The sequence below is a fragment of the Ruminococcus sp. D54t1_190329_F1 genome (assembly GCF_015551645.1).
GTDB classification, from domain to species: domain Bacteria; phylum Bacillota; class Clostridia; order Lachnospirales; family Lachnospiraceae; genus Blautia_A; species Blautia_A faecis.
On the sequence record NZ_JADNDC010000052.1, the window covers coordinates 1 to 24,037 of the forward strand.

The window sequence follows — 24,037 nt, forward strand, 5'->3', positions numbered from 1 at the left end:
TTGATTTTGGCATGAAAAATACCTCCAAAGTAACAGATTTTTATATTTAATCTGTCTACTTTAGAGGTATCATATCATAAAATGTTTCTGTCGGCTGTTTGAACGGACCTTTGCACTAGAGCGTGTTTGAAAAATCATTCCCGCAATCTGCACGCCCCACTTTGCGGTATATTTTGCCCGAATTCAGTTGCCGTAGCCCGCTACGGCGCCTTCATCCGGACAAAATCTCCCACAAATTGTGACGCACATCTTGCAGAAAGCCTTTTTCAAACACGCTCTAGGATTCTGCATTGGTCAAGTTGAATGTGAGGGATGGATTACTCCTGTGTAATTCCGGTTACTTCATAGCCAGCGTCTTTGATTACCTGGCGGATTTTGTCCTCGTCCACTTTCTCTGGTGCTGAGAAAATAGTAGTTCCGGCATCATGGGAGGATACAACATCCTGTACCCCAAATGCTTCCTGGATTGCTTTGTTTACGTGTGCTTCGCAATGTCCGCACATCATTCCTGTTACATTAACTGTCACTTTTACCATGGTATTATTCTCCTTTTTGTTAGTATTGTTATTAATATCGCTGCATTCGTTCAAAAGCTTGCAGCTGTTATTAATCGTTTGTTCTGCATCTGAAGTTTTATCTGCATTGAATGATTTTGAGAAAACAGCAGATGATGCTTCAGAGAAATCAGCAATATTTCCAGAATTGGATTCTATGGAAACCGGATTCTTGACTTTTTTATCTTTAACTGCGTCATGAATTTTAAACAGGTTTAGCCTCAACGCGTTGGTAACTACACAGAAGCTGGAAAGGCTCATGGCAGCAGCGCCGAACATCGGGTTCAAGGTCCATCCGAAAATTGGAATCCATACGCCGGCAGCCAGCGGAATACCAATTACATTGTAGAAGAACGCCCAGAAGAGATTCTCGTGGATGTTGCGAAGAGTAGCGCGGCTCATACGGATAGCAGCTGGCACGTCGGAAAGCTGGCTTTTCATAAGGACAATATCTGCTGCGTCGATGGCTATATCCGTTCCGGCACCGATGGCAATACCAATATCTGCTCTGGTAAGGGCTGGTGCGTCGTTGATTCCGTCGCCAACCATGGCAACCTTGCCTTTTTCCTTCAGGGAGCGGATGACGCTCTCTTTTCCATCTGGAAGGACGCCTGCAATAACCTGGTCAACACCTGCCTGTGCGCCAATAGCTCTGGCAGTGCGCTCGTTGTCGCCGGTAAGCATAACTACCTGGATACCCATATTCTGAAGCTCTTTGACTGCCTGTGCACTGTCCGGTTTGATTACATCAGCAACTGCAATGATTCCAAGAAGTTTTCCATCTTTTGCGAAAAGAAGAGGAGTTTTTCCTGCTTCGGCAAGCTTCTCGGCCTGGTTCATAAGAGACGGAGAGACAGCTGCCAGAGTGTTGATGTATTTCATGCTTCCGCCGATAAGCGTGGAAGCGCCAAGCTTCGCAGAGAGTCCATTGCCGGGAAGAGCCTGGAATTCTGTGACTTCCTGGGCTGTAAGACCAAGGCTTGCAGCTTTTTCCAGAATGGCTTTCGCAAGAGGGTGCTCGCTCTTTTTTTCAAGGGCGTAGGCAAGGGTGAGAAGATCGTTCTCAGATACGTCGTCTGCAGGGAGAATGTCAGTAACCTCCGGCTGACCGTTTGTGATGGTTCCGGTTTTGTCAAGGGCTACGATCTGAACCTTTCCGGCTTCCTCAAGGGAGACGGCTGTTTTGAAAAGGATACCGTTTTTGGCACCCATTCCGTTTCCAACCATAATGGCAACCGGAGTGGCAAGACCAAGGGCGCATGGGCAGCTGATGACCAGAACGGAAATTCCTCTTGCCAGGGCGTAGCCAGCCTCATGACCGGTAAGCAGCCAGACAATAGTAGTTATAATTGCAATAGTGATAACAGCAGGTACGAAAACACCGGAAACACGGTCTGCGATTTTGGCAATAGGAGCTTTGGTGGCTGCAGCATCACTGACCATTTTGATGATCTGGGAGAGTGTGGTGTCTTCGCCAACGCGGGTAGCTTCACATTTGATAAAGCCAGACTGGTTGACTGTGGCTGCGGAGACAAGATCTCCGGCAGCTTTGTCGACAGGGATACTCTCACCTGTAAGGGCAGATTCGTTGACTGCACTGGAGCCTTCGATAATCACACCATCCACCGGGATGTTCTCACCAGGACGGACAACAAAGGTGTCACCTTTTACAACCTGGTCAATGGGAACGGTGGCTTCCTGGCCGTTTCGGATGACAACGGCAGTCTTGGGAGCAAGCTTCATAAGACCTTTTAAGGCATCCGTGGTCTTGCCCTTGGAACGGGCTTCCAGCATTTTTCCAACGGTGATCAGGGTCAGGATCATAGCGGCAGATTCGAAATAGAATTCCATCATGTAGTGCGTGACAAGTTCGGAATTGCCGTCAACCTGGGCTCTGGTCATGGCGAACAGGGCATAGACACTCCATACAAAGGAGGCCATGGAGCCGAGAGCTACCAGGGTATCCATGTTCGGAGAGCGGTGCCACAGACTCCTGAAGCCGCTGATGAAAAATTTCTGATTGATGACCATGACGATTCCTGCAAGAAGCAGCTGTACAAGTCCCATGGCGATATGGTTGCCATCAAACCAGGCTGGCAGCGGCCATCCCCACATCATGTGTCCCATGGAAAAGTACATCAGCACCAGAAGAAAACCTACTGAGGCAATAAGTCGTTTCCTGAGGAGTGGCGTTTCGTGATCTTCCAGGGCTTTCTCAGCATCAGAAACGGGTTCCTTCTGGCCGGAAGCACCCTTCAGGCTGCAGCCGTATCCGGCTTCTTCTACAGCTGAGACAATGGCAGAGGCTGAGGCAGTTCCTTCCACTCCCATGGAATTGGTAAGCAGGCTTACGGAGCAGGAAGTAACTCCCGGAACCTTGTTTACCGCTTTTTCCACACGGGCGCTGCAGGCTGCACAGCTCATGCCGGTGACGTTGTATTGTTCCATAATAAATTCCTCCTTCGAATACAGTGTTTCGATACCAACGGACTGCTCTGCGCATTCGTACCTCCGCAGGCAGGTACACATTCGGAATACGCTGGTATCTCACTTCATTAGCTTCTGCAAAGTTGCAACCAGCTCATCAATGGTTTCGTCTTTACCATCACGGATATCTCTTGCCACACAGGTTCGGATATGATTGGCGAGAAGTTCCTTATTAAATGCATTCACAGCGGCATTTACAGCTGCTGACTGAATAAGAATATCGTTGCAGTAAGCGTCATTCTCCAGCATTCCTATAATCCCCCTTATCTGGCCTTCAATACGTTTCAGACGGTTTACCAGCTTCCTGCGCTCTGCTTCGGAACGATCGGTGTGCTTGGTACAACAGCAGGAACAGACCTTCTTGGTAGGTTCCTGGCTGGAAAGAGTTGCAGGATCGGCTGCGGTGTGGCTGCAGCAGGATTCGGATTTATAATCAGCTGTCATAGGCGGACTCCTTTCCTTATATACCCCGCCAGGGTATGTATTTGATGAAACCAATATATACCCTGGCGGGGTATTTGTCAATAAGTAATTCACAGAAAACCTGAGAATTGCGGCGCGAAACCATGCGAAAGCATGATTTCTGTGCATCGCGAAGCGTGTTGCTATGAACGGAGTGAATAGTAATCTGTTTGAAAAATTATTCCCGCAATCTGCACGCCCCACTTTGCGGTATATTTCTTCCGAATTTGTTTGCGTAGCCAGCTACGGCGTCTTCATGCTACGGTGCCCTCATCCGGACGAAATCTCCCACAAATTGTGCCGCACATCTTGCGGAACGCATTTTCTAAATACACTATAGTTCATAGAAAATACATAAAAAGTTCATAAAAAATATATAATAATATGGTACATATTAAATATCCGAGTCGAATATGTATAATGGTTATAGCGCAAAGGTTGCATCATAAACATGATGCGCAAAAGAGAATCCGGTGAGAGTCCGGAACGATGCCGTCACTGTGTAAGGGAGCTGCTTCAGAGCCCACTGGGAAACCGGGAAGGGGGAGCAGTGTTGACCGAAGTCAGGAGAACTGCCTTTGCGTGGAATCTTAGGTCTGCGGTACACAGAACTTGTATTCTCATAACGATACATGAATATTTCCTGAATGTTTTTTGGAAGAAAAGTGTGTATATGAGAATGTGTGCAGTCGCAGAAAATGCGGCTGTTTTTATGCAATGGGAGATTGGTGATAGATTTCCCATAGGATTCTTTATACGTGATTCTATCCGGAAATACAAAAAAAAGAGGAAAAAGAAATGAAAAGAAAATCTTTATTAGCAATCCTTCTTGCAGCTTCTATGGCAGCAAGCATGACAGCAGCAACAGCAACTGTTGCATTTGCAGAGACAGAGGAAGCAGCAGAGGAGACAACAGACGATGCTGAGACAGCTGATGATGCTGAGGCAGCTGACGATGCTGAAGCAGCTGATGATGCTGAGACAACAGACGATGCAGAAGCAGCTGATGACACTGCAGATGCAGATAAGGAAGCGGCTGATAAAGTAGCAGCACTTATCGATGCTATTTATGTTCAGGAGAGAACAGATGATACAGATGAGCAGTGCAAGGAAGCTAAAGAAGCATGGGATGCCCTTACAGATGCTCAGAAAGAGCTTGTAGAGGGAGAAGAGGCCAGCCCAGAGTATTTCGGACGTGATACAGGTGATGCTTCCAAGGATGATCCTCGTAATCAGGACGAGATCGGTGAGAATGAGCTTCTTGTAGTAAGCTTTGGTACATCCTTTAACGACAGCCGTGCAGAGGATATTAAGGGAATCGAGGATGCTCTTGCAGAAGCATTCCCGGATTGGTCTGTAAGAAGAGCATTTACCGCTCAGATCATTATCAACCATGTACAGGCAAGAGATGATGAGAAGATTGATAACATGCAGCAGGCACTTGACCGTGCAGTAGCAAACGGTGTTAAGAATCTTGTAGTTCAGCCTACACATCTTATGCATGGTGCTGAGTACGATGAGATGGTAGAAGCTATTGATGCTTACAAAGATAAATTTGAATCTGTAGCAATCGCTGAACCAATGCTTGGTGAGGTTGGCGATGACGCTACCGTTATCAACGATGACAAAGCTGCTGTTGCTCAGGCAATCACAGATGAAGCTGTAAAAGAAGCTGGATATGACAGCATGGAAGCAGCTGCAGAAGATGGAACCGCATTTGTATTCATGGGACATGGTACTTCCCATACAGCAAACGTTACATATGACCAGATGCAGACCCAGATGGAGAAACTTGGATTCACAAACGCATTCATCGGTACTGTAGAAGGTGAGCCAGAGGATACAGCTTGTGATGAAGTTATCAATAAAGTAAAAGATGCCGGATTCAAGAAAGTAATTCTTCGTCCGCTTATGGTTGTTGCTGGTGACCATGCAAACAATGATATGGCTGGTGATGATGACGATTCCTGGAAGAGCATGTTCGAGGCCTCTGGAGATTTCGATGAGATTGACTGCCAGATCGAAGGTCTTGGAAGAATTGACGCTGTTGAGCAGCTTTATGTAGCTCATACTCAGGCAGCTATTGATTCCATCGCGAAATAATTATTCTGGTATAAATTGTTATTGCAACAGAACAAAAGCAGCTGCTCCTACACTGTGGGGCAGCTGTTTGAGTAATAAAACAAATACGGTACACACAAGTGCACCGTAAATAAAGAAAAAGCAAGGAGAGTTATTATGAAACGTTCATTAGTCATTTTATTAACAGCTGTAAGTATTTCCGCTATGACAGCAGGAACTGCATTCCCGGCATTTGCAGAAGCCACAGAGGCTGAGGCAGAGGAAACCACAGATGGTGCAGAGAATGCCGCAGACAGCGAACTTGAAGACGGTGTTTATGGTGTAGAGTTTGACACAGACAGCAGTATGTTCCATGTAAATGAGGCTTGCAACGGAAGAGCTACCCTCACTGTAAAGGATGGTAAAATGACCGTTCATATTACTCTCGTTTCCAAGAATATTGAGAATGTTTTCCTTGGAACAGCAGAGGATGCACAGAAAGACGGTGCCGAACTGATTCAGCCTACTATTGATAAGGTAACTTACAGCGATGGCATGACAGAGGAGGTTTATGGATTCAATGTTCCGGTAGAGAAGCTGGATGAGGAATTTGACCTGGCAATCATTGGTAAAAAGGGAAAATGGTATGACCATAAGGTAAGCGTTACGGATGTGCAGGAGCTGACTGAGGAAGAAAAAAATGCAGTTGAGATCGGTGAGGAAGAGAAAAGCGAAGATGCTGATACAACTACAGATGCAGCTGCCGAGGAAGAGAATAAGGATTGATCAATAATCTGAAAGGGACATCACATGAGCGAAAACGGTTCATGCGATGTCCCTTTTTATATTTATTTTGTTTTGCCCTCACCGGCAAAATATTCTTTTGTCAGCTTCACAACTGTACCGGAAAGCAGGAACAAAGCAATCAGGTTGGGAATTGCCATAAGACCGTTAAATGTCTCGGCAATGCTCCACATCAGTCCAAGGTTGGCAGTTGCGCCAAGGATGGCAACCAGGGAATAAATAACCATAAAAGGTTTGATCACTTTTTCAGAGAACAGGAACTCGATGCAGCGGGCACCGTAAAGTCCCCATCCGACTGCTGTGGAAAAAGCGAAGCAGCACATGGCAACTGCTGTAAAAATGGATACCCAGCTTCCATATGTAGAAGTAAATCCAAGGATCGTAAGCTCTGCGCCAGCTGCTTTTCCATAATCAACAGCAACGCCGCTGCAAAGGATAACCAGTGCAGTCAGTGTACAGATCACGATGGTATCTGTAAAGACTTCGAAAATACCGAACATACCCTGTTTTACAGGCTTTTTGGTATCTGCACACGCATGGGCAATGGATCCGGTACCAAGACCAGCCTCGTTAGAGAAGATACCACGGGAAACACCCTTTTTTAAACTTGTGAACATACTTAAAACAATGCCGCCTGTTACAGCTCTGGGCTGAAATGCCCCTCTGATAATAGAAGCGAATACAGCTGGTACATTCTGAATGTTCAGAAGGATAACTCCCAGTCCGAGAAGAATGTAAAGCAGAGCCATAAATGGAACCAGCTTTTCGGTAACATGGCCAATTCGTTTGATTCCGCCAAGAAGGATCATGGCAATTAGAATGGCAATTATGATTCCGATGATCAGGTTGGAAGTAGAAACGGCGCTTTCGCTGATCACGTTATAATTCAGCAATGCAGAATTGATGGCAGTGGTGATAGTATTGACCTGTGTAGCGTTACCGGTACCAAATACAGTGAGCACGCCGAATGCTGCGAACAGATAAGCCAGCCAGTGCCATTTTTTGCTAAGACCGTTCTTGATGTAATACATGGGACCGCCTACCAGTTCACCGTTGGCATTGATCTCGCGGTAGTGTACCGCCAGAGTAACCTCAGCATATTTGGTACACATGCCAAACAGTGCAGAAACCCACATCCAGAATATGGCTCCGGGACCGCCAATTGCGATAGCACCTGCTACACCGGCAATATTGCCAGTACCGACCGTGGCTGCAAGTGCTGTACACACTGCCTGGAAAGGCGTGATAGCACCGTCAGATGCGTCACGTTTGCGGAAAATACGTCCAAGGGTTGTTTTGATTGCGTAGGGGAATTTGCGAATCTGAAGAAAATTGGTGCGGATACTAAGATAAAGACCAACTCCGAAAATACAGACCATTGCAGGAACGCCCCAGATAAAATTATTTACAGCGGTGTTGATTGTTTCGATTATTTGCAGCATAAAATACCTCTCTGGAAGTTTTTTTGGATGTATGTGAACGGAACTGCTTCCATGTCACACACATTATTAAACTGGTGCAGCCAGAGCCTGTTTGAAAAATCATTCTTGCAATCTGCACGCCCCATCTTGTGGGAAATATTGCAGAAAGCTTTTTTCAAACACGCTCTGGAGCTTCATTTATGTGAAGACATGACAACTACTGCACCATATTTAGCGGATAAAATTTGTCTTGATCTTATCTTCCGCCTGGGGAACTGCAATACCTGCCGCTTTCCCTGCTTCCAGGGATTTCAGAAGCCATGCCATATTGTTTCCAAGTGAGCGCATGATCTGAAGTCCTTCTTCATCCTGTGCAACTTCTGCAGGAGTATTTCCGTGAACCATGTTCCAGTAGTTAGCAGATACAACAGGCATTTCATGATAGCTGAAATATTTCTGAAGAACGTCTAAAGTAGCTGTGGTGCCGGCTCTTCTTGCAGAAGCAACTGCTGCAGCTGGTTTGTGGAGCATGTCTTTGCCTGCCATGGAGCAAAGCTTATCCATAAATTCAATGATCTGTCCGGATGGGGAAGCCCAGTATACCGGAGAACCAACTATAAGCGCATCTGCTTCTTTTAATTTCGCCGCGGCGGCTTTTACATTATCTGTATCCGGATTTCCAGCTTGGAAAATCTCAGTATCAATTCCATTATGATTCAGTGTTTTTGCCACTTCACTAAGTGCGGTGAACGTACAGCCTTCCTTGCGCGGGCTGCCATTTAAGAGTAAAACCTTCATGTTTTTCATCCTTTCTGAAGTAAGTTATATCAGACTGCGATAGCCGCAATCTGCATGCATCATCTCTCTAAAGCGGTAATGTATCTTCTTATTATACGATAGAAATAGTTGGATTTCAAGAGAATGGTTTTATTTTAAAAACACAATATGTTCACAATTTAAGATTATAATAAAAAATATTTGAACTATTCAGCAAATATTATTCCGCAAGGTATTTTATGTGAATCTGACTCACATAAAAATCGAAATCTTCGGCGCCCCACTTTGCGGTATATTTTGCCTGAATTGGTGAATGGTTATAAACATTTATTATGCGACAGAAAGGAAGTAGTAAGTGCTTCAGATCAAAGACATACACAAAGAATACAGAACAGGAAATTTGGTACAGCGTGCCCTGGACGGAGTGAGCCTTAGTCTTCGGGACAATGAATTTGTGGCAATTCTTGGTCCCAGCGGTTCGGGAAAAACCACTCTTCTGAATATTATTGGTGGTCTTGACCGGTACGATAGAGGCGATCTGATCATCAATGGGATTTCTACGAAAAAATATAAAGACAGGGACTGGGACTCTTATCGAAATCATACCATAGGATTTGTGTTTCAGAGTTATAATCTGATCCCACACCAGACAGTTCTTGCAAACGTGGAGCTTGCCCTTACCATTTCCGGTGTATCAAAAAGTGAGCGGAGACGCCGTGCAAAAGAAGCTCTGGAAAAAGTAGGCCTTGGTGCCCAGATCCACAAAAAGCCAAGTCAGATGTCAGGCGGTCAGATGCAGCGAGTGGCAATTGCCAGAGCACTTGTAAATGACCCGGAAATTCTTTTGGCGGATGAGCCAACAGGAGCCCTGGATTCAGATACCAGTGTACAGGTTATGGATCTTTTGCAAGGGGTCGCAAAGGAACGATTGGTAGTAATGGTCACCCATAATCCGGAGCTTGCCCAGCTTTATGCCACCAGAATCGTGACGGTAAAAGATGGGCGGATCCTTTCTGATACAGATCCGTTTGTGATAGACAGCGAGAGCATGGCACCTCCTGTTCACAAGAATATGGGAAAATCCTCCATGTCCTTTTTTACTGCACTTTCCCTTAGCTTTCAGAATCTGAAGACTAAGAAAGCCCGGACCTTACTTACTTCTTTTGCAGGCTCCATCGGTATTATCGGAATTGCGCTGATCCTTTCCATATCAAATGGTGTAGACAAATACATTACAAATATGGAAGAAGAAACACTTTCAGAATATCCGTTGCAGATACAAAGCACAGGAGTGGATCTTACCTCTATGATGATGGGAGCAGCCACAGCGCAGAGTGGGAAAAAGGATGGGGAAGTAGGAGTTGCCCAGATGGTGACTAATATGTTCTCCAAAATGAATTCCAATGATCTGGAGTCTCTGAAGGTTTACCTGGACAGTAATGAAAGCAGCATTTCCCAGTATGCAAATTCGGTGGAGTATACGTATTCTGTTTCTCCCCAGATTTTTCTGGAAAATGAAAAAAATATCCGACAGGTAAATCCGGACAAATCTTTTTCGGCTATGGGTTTGGGCTCTGGTTCCTCCAACAGCATTATGTCTTCTACCATGAGCACTGATGTTTTTCATGAAATGCCGGAAGATGCTGATCTTTATAAGGATCAATATGACGTGAAAGCGGGAAGATGGCCTGAAAATTATAAAGAATGTGTACTGGTGCTTACTTCACAGGGCGATATCAGTGATTTTCTCCAATACACTCTTGGGCTTCGGGACGGTAAGGAACTGGATGATATGGTTCAGAAATTTATGGCAGAAGAGGCAGTGGAAACGCCAGAAAACGAGGGTCCATACACCTATGATGAAATCCTGGGGAAGAAATTTAAGCTGGTAAACAGTACCGATTATTATGAATATGATGAAGAATATAAGGTCTGGAAGGATAAATCAGACAACAGCTCTTATATGAAAAAACTGGTGAAAAACGGAGAAGATCTGACAATTGTGGGAATTGTCCAGCCTGTGGAAGGTGCCGCTGCTTCCATGCTCACTGCAGGAATCTGTTATACCCCGGAGCTTACCAAACATGTGATCGAGAAGGCTGCTTCCAGTGAAATTGTGAAGCAGCAGCTGGCGGATGAAAAGATAAATGTTTTTACCGGAGAGGAATTTGGAAAAGAAGACAATGAGAACAGTAAGTTTGACATGGAATCCCTTTTTTCCATTAACGCGGATGCTCTGCAGGAGGCCTTTCAGGTAGATCTCAGTGGATTTAATATGGACCTGTCCAGTCTTTCGGGGCTGTCCTCCGGATTGAATGTGGAAATGCCGGATATGCCTGACATGTCAGCTCTGGCTGGAAATATAAATCTGGATGAGAGCAGTATGCCGGATCTTTCCAAGCTTATCAAGCTGGATGACCTTGATCTGGATCTTTCCCATATGATTGATCCGGAAGAAATTCTGAAAAATCTTCCGGCAGACCAGGTTCCGGATATGAGTCAGGCGCTGAAGTCAGTGAAGTTTGATTTTACAGAAGAGAAGGTAACTGCTTTGCTGAAAGAGGTTCTTACTGGTTATCAGGAAAGCATTAAAGATAAACCGGAAGCAGATATGGATAAAATGCAGGCAGCATTGAAGCAGTATCTGACATCAAAAGAGATGAACGAACGTCTGTGCAAGGATCTGCAGGAGCTGGTGAAAAATAACGTGAACGTGGATATGTCTTCGGAAAAACTGATCGCAGTGGCTGTGGGGCTGATGAACCAGTATCAGGAGTATGCCAAGGCAAATGGTATCACCCAGACAGATGTGGCCAGCATTCTTGCCTTTTTAAGTCAGGGGGAAATCCAGCAGCAGATCAAAGAGGAAGCAGAGAATCTGGTTAAAAACAGCGTGACAGTGAATATTACCACAAAACAGATACGGGATCTTCTTATGCAGGACGTTGTAGCTGCTTATCCGGAGTATGCCAGGAATAATTCCCTTCCGGACCCGGCTAATCTGGGAACCTATTTTCTGGAATATATGCAGACAGAGGATGGGCAGAATCGTCTCATGAATGGACTTATGACTCTTGTGGATACCAGCGAGGTGCAGACGCAGTTTTCCCAGGCAATGGAAACTTACATGAAAGTCATGATGACTTCTTTCACAGATGCGATCGCAAAGGGGATTGAGTCAAAATTTACAGAGATAATGGAACAGGTGGAAAAACAGCTTACAAAGGGAATCCAGACTGCTATGGAGCAGATGATGGGAAATATCAGTTCCGGTATGCAGGAGGCAATGCAGTCTGTGATGACCAGTGTATCATCGAGTCTTACTTCTGCCATGAGCCAGGCTATGAGCGGACTTGGCGGATTGGGAAGCGGCATGGGAAATATGGAAGATGCGCTTTCCATTAATCCGGAGGCTTTTGCAAAAGCAATTCAGATGAACATGAATGAGGACGACCTCTCAGAGCTCATGATGTCCCTACTGTCATCTGAAAATTCTTCTTATGACGGAAATCTGAAAAAGCTTGGATATGCAGATCTAAATGTTCCTGGCGGAATTAATATCTATCCAAAGGATTTTGAAAGTAAATCAGAAATTGTAGGTATTCTGGATCAGTATAACGCGGATATGGAAGCGGCAGGAGAGGATGAGAAGGTGATCACTTATACGGATCTTGTGGGAACGCTGATGTCGTCAGTTACGGATATTGTAAATATTATCAGTTATGTTCTGGTGGCTTTTGTAGCGATTTCCCTTGTGGTTTCTTCCATTATGATCGGTGTTATCACGTATATCAGTGTTCTGGAGAGGAAAAAAGAAATTGGTATTCTAAGAGCGATTGGTGCTTCCAGGCACAACGTGTCACAGGTGTTCAATGCGGAGACGTTTATTATCGGATTTTGCGCAGGTGCTATGGGGATTGGAATTACATTGCTTCTTCTCATTCCTGCGAACAGCATTATCCGGTCACTGGCTGACGGAGTGAATGTGAAGGCGGCTCTTCCTCCTGTGGCAGCAGTAGTTCTGATCGGACTGAGCGTGGTTCTGACTCTTCTTGGCGGACTGATCCCATCAAGAAAAGCTGCTAAAAGTGATCCGGTGACAGCGCTTCGAACTGATTAAAATAACAGAATTTGATGACTGATTTTGACCATCATTATAAAATACAGAAAAATGCAGGGTTCAGGCTGGGACACAGCCTGATATCTGCATTTTTTTGTGATTTATGGATATTACTATTCGTACAGCCAATAGTAAGTAACCGCCATATTGACTTGTCTGATCTGTCACATACTGCGCAAATATAGCAGATACTTAATTTTCACTGTACTGGAGCGTGCTTGAAAAAGGCTTTCTGAAAGAAGTGCGCCTCTTTTTGCAGGAGATTTTGCAGAACGCTTTTTCAAATATGATCTGGTACATTATTTTATATAAAAGTCAAAAACAGTCAAAATAATTCATATTTGTGCAATTGTAATAAATCATAAGTGAAAATCTTGTGAAAAAGATTGATTGACTTTGACTGTACGTGAAAGTATAATAAGCACAACAAATCAAAAACAAGCAAAAATAAGCAGGAGGCAGAAATGATTTACACTGTGACTTTTAATCCGTCACTGGATTACATCGTGTCGGTAGAGAACTTCCAGCTTGGTCTTACCAATCGAACCAGTTCGGAGATGCTTTTGCCGGGAGGCAAGGGAATTAATGTTTCTACAGTTCTTATGAATCTGGGAATTGAGAGTACAGCCCTTGGATTTACAGCCGGATTTACCGGAGATGAGATTATCAGACGTCTTGAGGAGATGGGTGTGAGGAATGGTTTCATCCAGGTAGGGGAAGGCTTTTCCAGAATCAATCTGAAGCTGAAGAGTATAGACGGTACAGAAATCAATGGACAGGGACCGAAGATCGGAACTGATAAGGTGGATCTGCTGATGAAGCAGTTAGGAGAGCTTGGACAAGGCGATGTACTTTTCCTTTCCGGAAGCATTCCATCATCCATGCCGGATGATGCCTACCAGAAGATCATGGCTATGCTGGACGGCAGAGGCGTAAGAATCGCAGTGGACGCGACGAGAGATCTTTTGATGAAGGTTCTCCCCTATCATCCATTTCTCATTAAGCCAAATAACCATGAACTTGGTGAGATCTTCGGTGTGGAACTGAAAGACCGCCAGTCCGTGATCCCATATGGTAAGAAACTCCAGAAGATGGGAGCTGTGAATGTACTGATCTCCATGGCAGGAGAAGGAGCGGTCCTTATTGCTGAGAATGGAGACGTTTATGAGGAGCCTGCACCGAAAGGCAAGCTGATCAATGGTGTTGGAGCCGGAGACTCCATGGTTGCCGGATTTATGGCAGGATATATGGAGAAGCAGGATTATGAATATGCGTTCCACATGGGAATCGCAGCTGGAAGTGCCAGTGCGTTTTCTGAGAATCTTGCTACCAGAGAAGAGATTGAAGCTGTATATCAGCAGATCACAGGAAAGGATCAGGAGGAAAGGAAGAAATGAGGATCACAGATTTACTGGACGTAAGAAGTATTTCGTTAAATGCTGCCCCAGCAGATAAGTCTCAGACTCTGGATGCAGCGGTTTCCCTTATGACCAGAAGTGGCAAGATTAATGATGAGGAAGCGTACCGTAAGCAGGTCTATGCCAGAGAGGAAGAAAGTACTACAGGAATCGGGGAGGGAATCGCCATTCCTCATGGTAAATGTGATGCAGTAGAGAAACCAGGACTTGCCGCTATGGTGATCCCGGGAGGTGTTGACTTTGACTCTCTTGACGGAGAGCCGGTTACCTTGCTGTTTCTTATTGCTGCGCCAAATACAGAGGATAATGTTCATCTGGATGTGCTCAGCAAGCTTTCCATGATGCTGATGGATGAGGACTTTACCAAGAGCCTTCGTGCAGCGAAGACACCAGAGGAATTTCTTGCGATCATTGATCAGGCAGATGAGGAGAAGAAGAGCGTAGATGAGCGTCTGGCCGATATGGGAGAGGCTGAAGCGGATCAGTTTAAGATTCTGGCTGTTACTTCCTGCCCTACAGGAATTGCCCACACCTACATGGCAGCAGAAGGAATTGAGAAGGCTGCCAAGGCGAAGAACTGTTTTGTGAAAATTGAGACAAGAGGTTCTGGCGGAGCCAAGAATGTGCTTACAGAGCAGGAGATTCAGGATGCAGACTGCATTATCGTTGCGGCCGATGCTCAGGTTCCCATGGATCGTTTCGATGGCAAGAAAGTGATTCAGCGTCAGGTTTCTGACGGAATCAATAAGGCTGATGAACTTGTAGAGCTTGCCATGTCTGGAAACGTACCGGTTTATCATAGCGGAAATGCATCAGCCTCATCACAGAGTCAGAATAAGACCGGCGGCAGTGTGGGACACAAGATTTACACCCAGCTGATGAATGGTGTTTCCCATATGCTTCCGTTTGTAGTTGGCGGTGGTATTCTGATCGCCATTGCCTTTTTGATCGATGGTCTTATGGTTGATATGAATGCCCTGGATGTGGCAGAGCGAGCTAATTTTGGTACTATCACTCCGGCAGCAGCCATGTTCAAGCAGATTGGTGATGTGGCATTTGGCTTTATGCTTCCGGTTCTGGCAGGATTTATTGCCATGGCAATTGGTGACAGGCCGGCTCTTGCACTTGGCTTTGTAGGCGGTATGATGGCACACAGCGGAACTTCAGGTTTCCTTGGTGCTCTGGTAGCTGGTTTTGCAGCAGGATATATTATTCTGGGACTTCGTAAGGTATGTGAGAAGCTTCCGGAAGCTCTTGAGAAGATCGCACCGGTTCTGATTTATCCGGTTGTTGGTATTCTGATCATGGGACTTCTGATGCTGTTTGTTGTAGAGCCCATCATGGGTGGTATCAATACAGCACTGAATAACGGACTTACCTCCATGGGAAGCTCCAGTAAGATCGTTCTTGGACTGATCCTTGGCGGAATGATGGCAATCGACATGGGTGGTCCGTTTAACAAGGCAGCATATGTATTTGGTACTGCAGCAATCGCAGCCGGTAATTATGATATTATGGCAGCCGTTATGATTGGCGGTATGGTTCCGCCATGTGCTATCGCACTTGCCACCCTTCTTTTCAAAGACAGATTTACAAAGGAAGAAAGAGAATCCGGTCCGACCAACTTTATTATGGGACTTGCATTTATCACAGAGGGAGCTATTCCTTTCGCAGCAGCTGATCCGCTTCACGTGCTTCCGGCATGTATCATTGGATCTGGTCTTGCAGGTGCAATGTCCATGGCATTTGGATGTACTTTAATGGCACCTCACGGAGGAATCTTTGTAGTTCCGGTTATGGGAAATGCAGTGCAGTATGTGAGTGCACTGGTAGTGGGAACTGTTGTTTCCGCAGTGCTCCTGGGAGTTCTGAAAAAGAAAAATGCCTGACAATGGATGTTCAAACAGGCTCTAATATTGGCTGCGGAATGAATGGTAACTCATGTCTGGAAAAGATATGCAGGTATAATCGTGTTATTGTGAAGGTCATGAACAGTAACATAATCGTGAATAGTGATTGACACAGAATGTGAAATCCGATATAAAGAAATCAAATAATAAGAAAATCAATAGAGACCAAAGATAAAAAGAAAAATGGAGGAATGAATCATGAGAGAATTTAAATATGTTGTAACAGACCCGGAAGGAATCCACGCACGTCCAGCAGGAGAGCTTGTAAAAGCAGTAAAGGCTTTTTCTTCTGATATCAAGATCGCAAAGGGCGGCAAGGCTATGAACTGTAAGGCAATCTTCGGAATTATGGGACTTGCAGTGAAGAAAGGTGACGAGGTTACTCTTACATTTGAAGGTGCAGATGAAGACGCTGCATATGAGGCAGTGAGCAAATTCATGCAGGAAACTCTGTAAGACAGGAAGGGGACATACCTGCGGGTATGTCCCTGTTTGTTTGTAAACAGCCTGTCAAAGTGATATTTGCGTGAGATTTTGGTGAGTATCACGAGAACGGGAAAGGCTGGAAGGAGCGTTTGGTTTCCTGTCAGCAGATCAAATAAGTAGGAGAGAAAAAATGCAGATATATAATGGAAAAAGTGTTTTCGGTGGTATTGCCATCGGTAAGATCAGCGTATATCAGAAAAAAGAGCAGCAGGTTAAGCGTGTGAAGATTGATGATCCGGAACAGGAGATGGCGCGCTATGAGAAAGCTAAGGCAGAAGGGATTAAACAGCTTCAGGGACTTTACGATAAGGCCTTGAGAGAAGTCGGGGAAGCCAATGCAGCAATCTTCGAGGTTCATCAGATGATGATGGAGGACGATGGATATAATGAATCTGTAGAGAATATCATTCGCAGCCAGGGCGTAAATGCAGAGTATGCAGTGGCAACTACAGGTGACAATTATGCGCAGATGTTTTCTGCAATGGACGACGATTATATGAGAGAGCGTGCGGCAGATGTTCGTGATATTTCTGAGCGGCTTCTTACCATTTTAAATGGAGAAGAGACAGGGGCTGTAGATGCAGACGAGCCGAAGATCATCGTGGCAGAGGATCTGGCGCCATCAGAGACTGTACAGCTGGATAAGGATAAAGTTCTCTCTTTTGTTACAGTGAAAGGCTCCTTGAATTCCCATACAGCGATTCTTGCAAGGACCATGGCGATTCCTGCACTTGTAAATGCTTCCGTGCCTCTTGAGAGTGAGATTGATGGCAGACTTGGAATTGTAGACGGTGCAAACGGTACATTTTATGTAGATCCGGATGAGGAGACTCTGGCAGAGATGAAGAAGCGCCAGGAAGAAGATCTTTCCAGAAAGCAGCTTCTTTTGACCCTTAAAGGAAAAGAGAACGTTACTCTTGACGGACAGAAAGTAATGCTGTACGCTAATATTGGCAACATCAAGGATCTGGCAACAGTCATTCAGAATGATGCCGGTGGAATCGGTCTTTTCAGAAGTGAGTTTATTTATCTGGAGAAAGAAGATTTCCCAACAGAGGAAGAACAGTTCCAGATTTACAGACAGGTTGCACAGACTATGGCAGGTAAGAGAGTGATCATCCGTACACTGGACATTGGTGCAGACAAGCAATGCGATTATTTCCACATGGAGCATGAAGAGAATCCGGCACTGGGATGCAGGGCAATCCGTATCTGTCTGACAAGACCGGAGATTTTCAAGACACAGCTTCGTGCTTTATTCCGTGCCAGTGCATTTGGCAAGATCGCAATTATGTATCCTATGATCACCAGCGTACAGGAAGTGCGTAAGATCAAGGAAATCGTAGAGGAAGTGAAAGCGGAGCTTACCACTCAGGGCGTAGAGTTTGGCAATCCGGAACAGGGAATTATGATTGAGACTCCGGCAGCAGCAATCATCAGTGATGATCTTGCGAAAGAGGTTGATTTCTTCAGCATCGGAACCAACGATCTCAGCCAGTATACTATGGCAATCGATCGTCAGAATCCTCAGCTTGATCTGTTTTTTGATCCTCATCACCCAGCAGTGCTGCGCATGATCTCCCTGGTTGTGGAGAATGCCCATAAGGCTGGTATCTGGGCTGGAATCTGTGGAGAACTTGGTGCTGACCAGTCACTTACAAAAGAGTTTCTGGCAATGGGTGTGGACGAACTTTCTGTTTCACCAGGAAGTATTCTTCCACTGCGTAAGATCATTCTGGAAACCAATGTTACAGATTATAAGGCGGGAAAAGAATGTTAACACAGCAGCGACATGAGATCATTTTGGAACTTCTGAGAGAGAAAGGAAGTATTACTGTCACAGAAGTGAAGGATCTTTTAGATACATCAGAGTCAACAGTGCGAAGAGATATCACTGCACTGGATAAGGAAGGCAAGCTGGAGAAAGTTTTCGGCGGTGCCGTGGAACTGAAGGAGCGGGTAACTGCATATGAATATTCAGTTGCCGAGAAAATGGGACTGAAGCTGGAGGAGAAGGACCGGATCGCAAAATATGCAGCAGGTCTTATCCAGGATGAGGATTTTGTCTATATTGATGCAGGTACTACTACTGGGGATATGCTGAAGTTTCTTAAGATTACAAGGGCAGTATTTGTTACCAATGCAGTGGTACATGCCCAGACACTGGCAGGAAGAGGCTTTAAGGTTCTTCTTGTAGGTGGTGAGCTGAAGAGCACTACAGAAGCAGTAATTGGTAATCAGGCTATGAACACGATTCGTGGTTATCATTTTACCAAAGGCTTTTTTGGAACCAATGGACTTACCAGAAAGAGTGGTTGTACTACCCCGGATGCCAATGAAGCGGCAGTTAAAGCAGCTGCCATGGAGCAGTGCAGGGAGTGCTATGTGCTCTGCGATAGTTCCAAGTTTGATAATATCAGTTCTGTGACCTTTGCAGATTTTTACAGATCTACGATAATTACAGACAGGATTCCGTCTGGCTATGAAGATTGTGCCAATATTATAGAAGTACAGAAGGAACAGAAATAGAACTTTTGAGAAGAGAGGTTTCGTTTTTGATAACTTTCTGGAAGGCCTGTGTGGTATGTCGAAGGCGTGGGAACAAACCATATTATGTAGCTTGCAGGAATGATTTTTTAATATACTCTGGATAAAGTGTTCCTTTCATAGTATAATAGTCCACAGGATTTCTGACAGATAAAGGTTGGGAGTTCTGTGGACTTTTTTATGGAATAGAAAATATGTTGAAATCCCCTGTGCGGTAGGTGGATTTTTATTAGAATACATGAGGTAAAGCTATGATAAAACTGATTGCATCAGATCTGGATGGTACACTTCTGAAAGAAGGCACCATGGATATTAATCCGGAAATTTATGACATTATCCGAAAGCTGAAGGCTAAGGGAATTGTATTTGCGGCTGTCAGCGGCAGAGAATATGACAGTATTGAAAGAGTGTTTGCACCTGTAAAAGATGATATTTATTTTATTGCAGGAAATGGTGGAATCATTTCCTATCAGGGAGAAATTATTGAGAAAATGGCAATTCCTGCAGATATACTCAAAGAGGTTGTGGAGTATGTGAGAGCCCAAGAGGGAGCTTCTTTCATGACAGCAGGCAGTGCCCAGGCATACGTGGAGCGGGCAGACCAGGCTTTTGTGAAGAAACTTCGGGAAGGGTACAAACTTCATGTAAATGAAGTGGACGATGTACTGAATGCTCCAGAAACTATGACAAAAGTTGCCATGTACAATGAAGAAGTGGATGCAGCTGTAGGAGCAGAGGAAGCGAAGCGGCGTTTTGGAGATAAGATTCAGATCATGGCTTCCGGTGATTACTGGGTGGATTTCGTGGATGTGCATTCCGGAAAAGGAAATGCTCTTCAGAAACTTTGTAACCGTCTTGGAATTACGAAGAGAGAAGAGGTTGTTGCTTTCGGAGATAACTGCAATGATGTGAGCATGCTGCTGGAAGCTGGAAAGAGCTATGCAGTTACTACTGCCCGCGAGGAAGCCAAGCAGGCCGCCAGATACGTACTGGAGAAACCAGGTCCGGACAGCGTACTGAATGTATTAAAAATGATTTTGGAGTTATAAGAGAAAAGAAGAATAAAGAAGAATAAAGAAATGGGAGTACATTCAATTTTGTAATTCCATTGGAGAAATCTTTGATATTGTAGTGGAAGATATGATTCATCAATCAAAGGGATTACAGGGATAAAAAATCCGGGCTGTGTGGAGCAGTCCGGATTTTTGTGGGGCAAAATCAGGCAAGAATCCTTCCATCTGTGGAGATGGTGTACACCTGCCATGGAAGAAATTTTCCGCTGGCTTTCATGGCATTTATGGCTGCATTCTGGATTCCGCCGCAGCATGGAACTTCCATACGCACGATGGTAACACTCTTGATATTGTTCTGACGGATGATTTCGGTGAGCTTTTCACTGTAATCTACAGAGTCCAGTTTCGGACAGCCGATAAGAGTAATCTTACCTTTGATAAAATCCTGATGGAAGTTAGCGTAAGCATAGGCTGTGCAGTCTGCAGCAATAAGAAGGTCAGCATCGTCAAAATATGGAGCATTGATGGGAACTAACTTAATCTGTACCGGCCACTGTTGAAGCTGGGAGTGTGCTTCCAGCTTTTTCTTATTTTCCAGAACTGCGGCTTCGTCGTAAGCAGCTGCCTCCTTTTCTATAAAAGAAATGGCATTTGTTGGACAGGCAGGGAGGCAGTCTCCCAGACCGTCGCAGTAATCTTCCCGAAGCAGTTTTGCTTTTCCATCTATAATTCCAATTGCACTTTCGTGGCAGGCGCGGGCACAGAGCCCGCAGCCGTTGCATTTTTCTTCATCTATATGAATGATTTTTCTGATCATGAGAGTATCCTCCTTATCCCAATAACGTTTTCAAATCTTCCTCCGGCGTAGTAATCGCAGCGATCCCAAAGTTTTCTACCAGATAATTGAGCACATTCTGTGATAAAAATGCCGGAAGGGTCGGGCCAAGACGGATGTTTTTGATTCCAAGGTGAAGCAAGGTAAGCAGAATGGAAACTGCTTTCTGCTCATACCAGGAGAGCACCATGGAAAGAGGAAGCTCATTTACCCCACATCCAAATGCTTCTGCAAGAGCGCCTGCAACCTTGATCGCGCCGTAAGCATCGTTGCACTGTCCCATATCCATCAGTCTTGGAAGCCCACCGATGGTTCCAAGGTCCAGGTCGTTAAATCTGTATTTTCCGCATGCAAGTGTAAGAATTATGGAATCAGAAGGAGACTGCTTTACAAAATCGGTATAGTAATTGCGTCCGCTTCTTGCGCCGTCGCAGCCTGCTACCAGGAAAAAGTGACGGATAGCACCTGCTTTTACAGCATCAATTACCTGATCTGCAACGCCAAGAATGGTTCCATGGGAGAAGCCGGTTGTAACGGAAGTTCCGCCGTTGATTCCGGTAAAATGCTGATCTTCCTGATATCCGCCAAGCTCCAGGGCACGCTGGATAACTGGTGTGAAATCTTTTTCTTCATTAATGTGAACAGTTCCAGGGAAAGTGACAGTTCCTGTAGTAAATACCCGGTCCATGTAGCTTGGTTTCGGCGGCATCAGGCAGTTGGTGGTAAAAAGAACAGGAGCTGGAAGTTCTGCAAATTCTTTTTGCTGGTTCTGCCATGCAGTACCGAAGTTTCCTTTCAGGTGACTGTACTTTTTCAGTTCCGGATAAGCATGGCAGGGAAGCATTTCACCGTGGGTGTAAATATTAATGCCTTTTCCTTCTGTTTGTTCCAGAAGAAGTTTTAGGTCATGCAGGTCGTGACCGGTAATGACGATGAATGGGCCTTTTTCCACAGTAAGAGGTACTGTAACAGGAGCTGGTGTGCCGTAGGTGGCAGTGTTGGCGCGGTCAAGAAGCTCCATGCAGGAGAGATTGTATTTGCCTGCTTCCATTATAATAGGAAGAAGCAGGTCCATATCCCAGTCCTCGCCCAGTGCAAAAAGTGCTTTTGCAAAAAATTCATTTACTTCTGTGTCAGTATATCCAAGTGTCATTGCATGGTAGGCATAAGCTGCCATTCCACGGATTCCAAAAAGAATCAGGGATTTCAGGGAACGGATGTCTTCCTGGGCGTTCCAGAGAAGCTTCATATCGTAGTCGTCGTTATGTCCGCAAGGGGAAGCACAGCCGCCACAGTCTGGGCGAAGCCGGGCTTTTTCCTGGTGGATGCGGTCTGTGATTTCTGCGATGGCTTTGTCATCGAAGCTTACGTTGGTAAGGGTAGCAAACAGACCTTCCACCATCAGTTTCCATGTGGTTTCTGCAAGTGGTGTATTCTCATCTGCTGCATGGGAGAGTCCGATGAGAGCTCCGGTAAGTTCATCCTGAAGTCTGGCCGTATCCGCGGTCTTTCCACAGACTCCTTTGGCACCTGTACAGCCGGTACATCCGGCAGTTTGTTCACACTGAAAGCAAAACATGTTCTGTTCCATAAATAGTTTCCTCCTGAATTTGATCATATTGTTCTATAAGGTATAAGTATTTCGTAAAAATAAGTTGATTGGGTTCTGAATGTTTTGTAGTTGCAAAAGGAAAAGTAACAGGAAATTCTTTTCGTTTCGCATGAGAAAGTCAGAGATGGATAATTTATTTCTGCCTCCGTCCTTGACTTTGTACGCATACTATAATATAATCCAACCAACAAGTATGTTGTTATAACAACAAAAGGAGAAAAATGAATTATGAATTTCTTTCCAGGACTTTTCTCTTTCAGGGAACAAGTCCAGAAGAAACAAAGCACATGCTTTCCTGTCTGAAAGCCACTCCGCAAAGCTATGCCAAGGGCAGCACGATCTGGCAGGTGGGAGACCAGGTGAAGACGATGGGACTTGTGCTTAACGGCAGTGTTCATATTGAGAACATTGACATGATGGGAAACAAGAGTATTTTGAACCGGATCGCGCCAGGTCAGGTTTTCGGAGAGACATATGCCTGTATTCCAGGGGAAAAGCTGCTCATAGGGGTGACAGCTGCAGAGGACTGCCAGATCCTTTTTCTGGAGGTGGGAAAGATTTTTCGCACCTGTCCGGATACCTGCCCCTGCCATGAGAAACTGATCCGTAACATGCTGATGGTCATGGCGAAGAAGAACCTGGAACTTTCCAGAAGAAGCCTTCATACGGCACCGAAATCCATCCGGGGGAGGCTGCTTTCCTATTTTTCCCAGGAGATGGTGCAGCAGGGCAGCAGCCGGTTTATGATTCCCTTTAACCGGCAGGAACTGGCTGATTATCTTGGAGTAGACAGAAGTGCGCTTTCCAATGAGCTTGGAAAAATGCGAAAAGAAGGGATTATTGAAGTAAACAGAAACCAGATCCATTATCTGGAGCGTGTTTGAAAAAGGCTTTATAGCAGGAGGGAAAATTTAAAATGAATCTGACACCATATTTTAAAAGTATTATTGATCAGGATGTTGCATCCGTTGTCATCTGCAACCTGAAGCATGAAATTATCTACATGAATCCGAAGGCTGTGGAGAGTTATCATAAATGGGGTGGTGAGGCACTGCTTGGAAAAAGTCTTATGAATTGTCACAATCCGAAGTCAAAGGAAATAATTGAAAAAGTGGTTGCCTGGTTTGAAGAAGATAAGGAGCACAACCGGATCCATACTTTTTATAATGAGAAACAGGCGAAGGACGTATATATGGTGGCCCTGCGTGATGAGGATGGAGCTTTGATCGGCTATTATGAGAAGCATGAGTATCGGGCACGGGATGAGGAACCGTATTACAATTTCTGAAGCTAAAAACATGTTGCTGTCTATGACCTGACCGGCAGCACGCTTCGTGATGTACAGAAATCATGCATTCGCATGATTTTGCGCCGCAATTTTCGGGTTTTCTGTGAACAGGAACAAAAACATTAATTAAAAAATGAGTGGGAAAAGAAACTAGAGCGTGTTTGAAAAAGGCTTTCTGCAAGATGTGCGTCACAATTTGTGGGAGATTTCACCCGGATGAGGGCGTCGTAGCGGGCTACGAC

Annotated in this window: 18 protein-coding genes, 3 pseudogenes and 1 riboswitch; of the genes and pseudogenes, 13 read left to right on the plus strand and 8 right to left on the minus strand. The window is 45.1% G+C overall.

Annotation, left to right across the window (positions count from 1 at the left end; all coding sequences use genetic code 11):
* Positions 1-69: 69 nt before the first annotated feature.
* Positions 70-237 (minus strand): annotated as a pseudogene (locus tag I2D69_RS21265) (DUF6783 domain-containing protein).
* Between I2D69_RS21265 and I2D69_RS21270 the strand changes: the two are divergent.
* A pseudogene (locus tag I2D69_RS21270) lies at positions 187-303 on the plus strand (DUF6783 domain-containing protein); the annotation flags it as partial. The pseudogenes I2D69_RS21265 and I2D69_RS21270 overlap by 51 nt on opposite strands.
* A 14-nt stretch (positions 304-317) precedes the next feature.
* Here the strand turns inward: I2D69_RS21270 and I2D69_RS17745 are convergent.
* The 3 genes and pseudogenes from I2D69_RS17745 to I2D69_RS21275 all read right to left on the minus strand — a co-directional run bounded on the left by I2D69_RS17745 (position 318) and on the right by I2D69_RS21275 (position 3,811).
* Positions 318-3,002: a heavy metal translocating P-type ATPase gene (locus I2D69_RS17745; protein ID WP_195380329.1), complete on the minus strand. Its 2,685-nt coding sequence runs from the start codon at positions 3,000-3,002 to the stop codon at positions 318-320.
* 99 nt (positions 3,003-3,101) lie between these two features.
* Positions 3,102-3,485 (minus strand): metal-sensing transcriptional repressor, encoded by a 384-nt coding sequence (locus tag I2D69_RS17750; RefSeq protein ID WP_118579507.1) that lies wholly within the window; start codon positions 3,483-3,485, stop codon positions 3,102-3,104.
* A 161-nt stretch (positions 3,486-3,646) separates the two neighbouring features.
* Positions 3,647-3,811: pseudogene (locus I2D69_RS21275) on the minus strand (DUF6783 domain-containing protein).
* A 110-nt stretch (positions 3,812-3,921) separates the two neighbouring features.
* Positions 3,922-4,098, plus strand: a riboswitch (cobalamin riboswitch).
* 203 nt (positions 4,099-4,301) lie between these two features.
* Between I2D69_RS21275 and I2D69_RS17755 the strand changes: the two are divergent.
* A complete protein-coding gene (locus tag I2D69_RS17755; protein WP_173719390.1) occupies positions 4,302-5,606 on the plus strand; it encodes a sirohydrochlorin cobaltochelatase in 1,305 nt (434 codons plus the stop codon).
* Between the two features lie 135 nt (positions 5,607-5,741).
* On the plus strand, positions 5,742-6,350 hold the full coding sequence (locus tag I2D69_RS17760; RefSeq protein ID WP_227199081.1) for a hypothetical protein: 609 nt from the start codon (positions 5,742-5,744) through the stop codon (positions 6,348-6,350).
* A 62-nt stretch (positions 6,351-6,412) separates the two neighbouring features.
* On the opposite strand, the gene I2D69_RS17765 is transcribed toward I2D69_RS17760, so the two are convergent.
* Both I2D69_RS17765 and I2D69_RS17770 read right to left on the minus strand, forming a co-directional pair.
* The gene (locus tag I2D69_RS17765) at positions 6,413-7,810 is read right to left on the minus strand and encodes a sodium:alanine symporter family protein (RefSeq protein ID WP_173719391.1); all 1,398 of its coding nucleotides are present in this window, start codon (positions 7,808-7,810) and stop codon (positions 6,413-6,415) included.
* A gap of 210 nt (positions 7,811-8,020) precedes the next feature.
* Complete coding sequence (locus I2D69_RS17770; RefSeq protein ID WP_118579516.1) at positions 8,021-8,587, minus strand: flavodoxin family protein; 567 nt, start codon at positions 8,585-8,587, stop codon at positions 8,021-8,023.
* A gap of 334 nt (positions 8,588-8,921) precedes the next feature.
* Here I2D69_RS17770 and I2D69_RS17775 point away from each other — a divergent pair, with 334 nt between their 5' ends.
* The 7 genes from I2D69_RS17775 to I2D69_RS17805 all read left to right on the plus strand — a co-directional run bounded on the left by I2D69_RS17775 (position 8,922) and on the right by I2D69_RS17805 (position 20,096).
* Positions 8,922-12,686, plus strand: coding sequence for an ABC transporter ATP-binding protein/permease (locus I2D69_RS17775; RefSeq protein ID WP_173719392.1), 3,765 nt, complete (start codon positions 8,922-8,924; stop codon positions 12,684-12,686).
* A gap of 464 nt (positions 12,687-13,150) precedes the next feature.
* A complete protein-coding gene (gene pfkB / locus I2D69_RS17780) occupies positions 13,151-14,083 on the plus strand; it encodes a 1-phosphofructokinase (RefSeq protein ID WP_173719393.1) in 933 nt (310 codons plus the stop codon).
* Positions 14,080-15,993: a fructose-specific PTS transporter subunit EIIC gene (locus tag I2D69_RS17785; RefSeq protein ID WP_195380330.1), complete on the plus strand. Its 1,914-nt coding sequence runs from the start codon at positions 14,080-14,082 to the stop codon at positions 15,991-15,993. The genes pfkB and I2D69_RS17785 overlap by 4 nt, the downstream gene beginning before the upstream one ends.
* A gap of 219 nt (positions 15,994-16,212) precedes the next feature.
* Complete coding sequence (locus tag I2D69_RS17790; RefSeq protein ID WP_118579528.1) at positions 16,213-16,470, plus strand: HPr family phosphocarrier protein; 258 nt, start codon at positions 16,213-16,215, stop codon at positions 16,468-16,470.
* A 160-nt stretch (positions 16,471-16,630) separates the two neighbouring features.
* Positions 16,631-18,280: a phosphoenolpyruvate--protein phosphotransferase gene (gene ptsP, locus I2D69_RS17795; RefSeq protein WP_195380331.1), complete on the plus strand. Its 1,650-nt coding sequence runs from the start codon at positions 16,631-16,633 to the stop codon at positions 18,278-18,280.
* A complete protein-coding gene (locus I2D69_RS17800; RefSeq protein ID WP_195380332.1) occupies positions 18,274-19,029 on the plus strand; it encodes a DeoR/GlpR family DNA-binding transcription regulator in 756 nt (251 codons plus the stop codon). The genes ptsP and I2D69_RS17800 overlap by 7 nt, the downstream gene beginning before the upstream one ends.
* A gap of 269 nt (positions 19,030-19,298) precedes the next feature.
* Entirely contained in the window at positions 19,299-20,096 is a 798-nt protein-coding gene (locus tag I2D69_RS17805; protein WP_173735033.1) for an HAD family hydrolase, read from the plus strand.
* A 169-nt stretch (positions 20,097-20,265) separates the two neighbouring features.
* Here I2D69_RS17805 and I2D69_RS17810 read toward each other — a convergent pair whose 3' ends face one another.
* Both I2D69_RS17810 and hcp read right to left on the minus strand, forming a co-directional pair.
* Complete coding sequence (locus I2D69_RS17810; RefSeq protein WP_195380333.1) at positions 20,266-20,877, minus strand: 4Fe-4S binding protein; 612 nt, start codon at positions 20,875-20,877, stop codon at positions 20,266-20,268.
* Positions 20,878-20,890: 13 nt separating this feature from the next.
* Positions 20,891-22,486, minus strand: a complete 1,596-nt coding sequence (gene hcp, locus I2D69_RS17815) for a hydroxylamine reductase (RefSeq protein WP_227199082.1) — start codon at positions 22,484-22,486, stop codon at positions 20,891-20,893.
* Between the two features lie 242 nt (positions 22,487-22,728).
* Between hcp and I2D69_RS17820 the strand changes: the two genes are divergently transcribed.
* The 3 genes from I2D69_RS17820 to I2D69_RS21280 form a co-directional block, all read left to right on the plus strand.
* Positions 22,729-23,391 (plus strand): Crp/Fnr family transcriptional regulator, encoded by a 663-nt coding sequence (locus I2D69_RS17820; protein WP_173719398.1) that lies wholly within the window; start codon positions 22,729-22,731, stop codon positions 23,389-23,391.
* Between the two features lie 32 nt (positions 23,392-23,423).
* Positions 23,424-23,795: a PAS domain-containing protein gene (locus I2D69_RS17825; RefSeq protein ID WP_148461878.1), complete on the plus strand. Its 372-nt coding sequence runs from the start codon at positions 23,424-23,426 to the stop codon at positions 23,793-23,795.
* 137 nt (positions 23,796-23,932) lie between these two features.
* Positions 23,933-24,037, plus strand: a 105-nt coding sequence (locus I2D69_RS21280) for a DUF6783 domain-containing protein (protein ID WP_347708402.1), incomplete at its 3' end; no start/stop codon positions are given.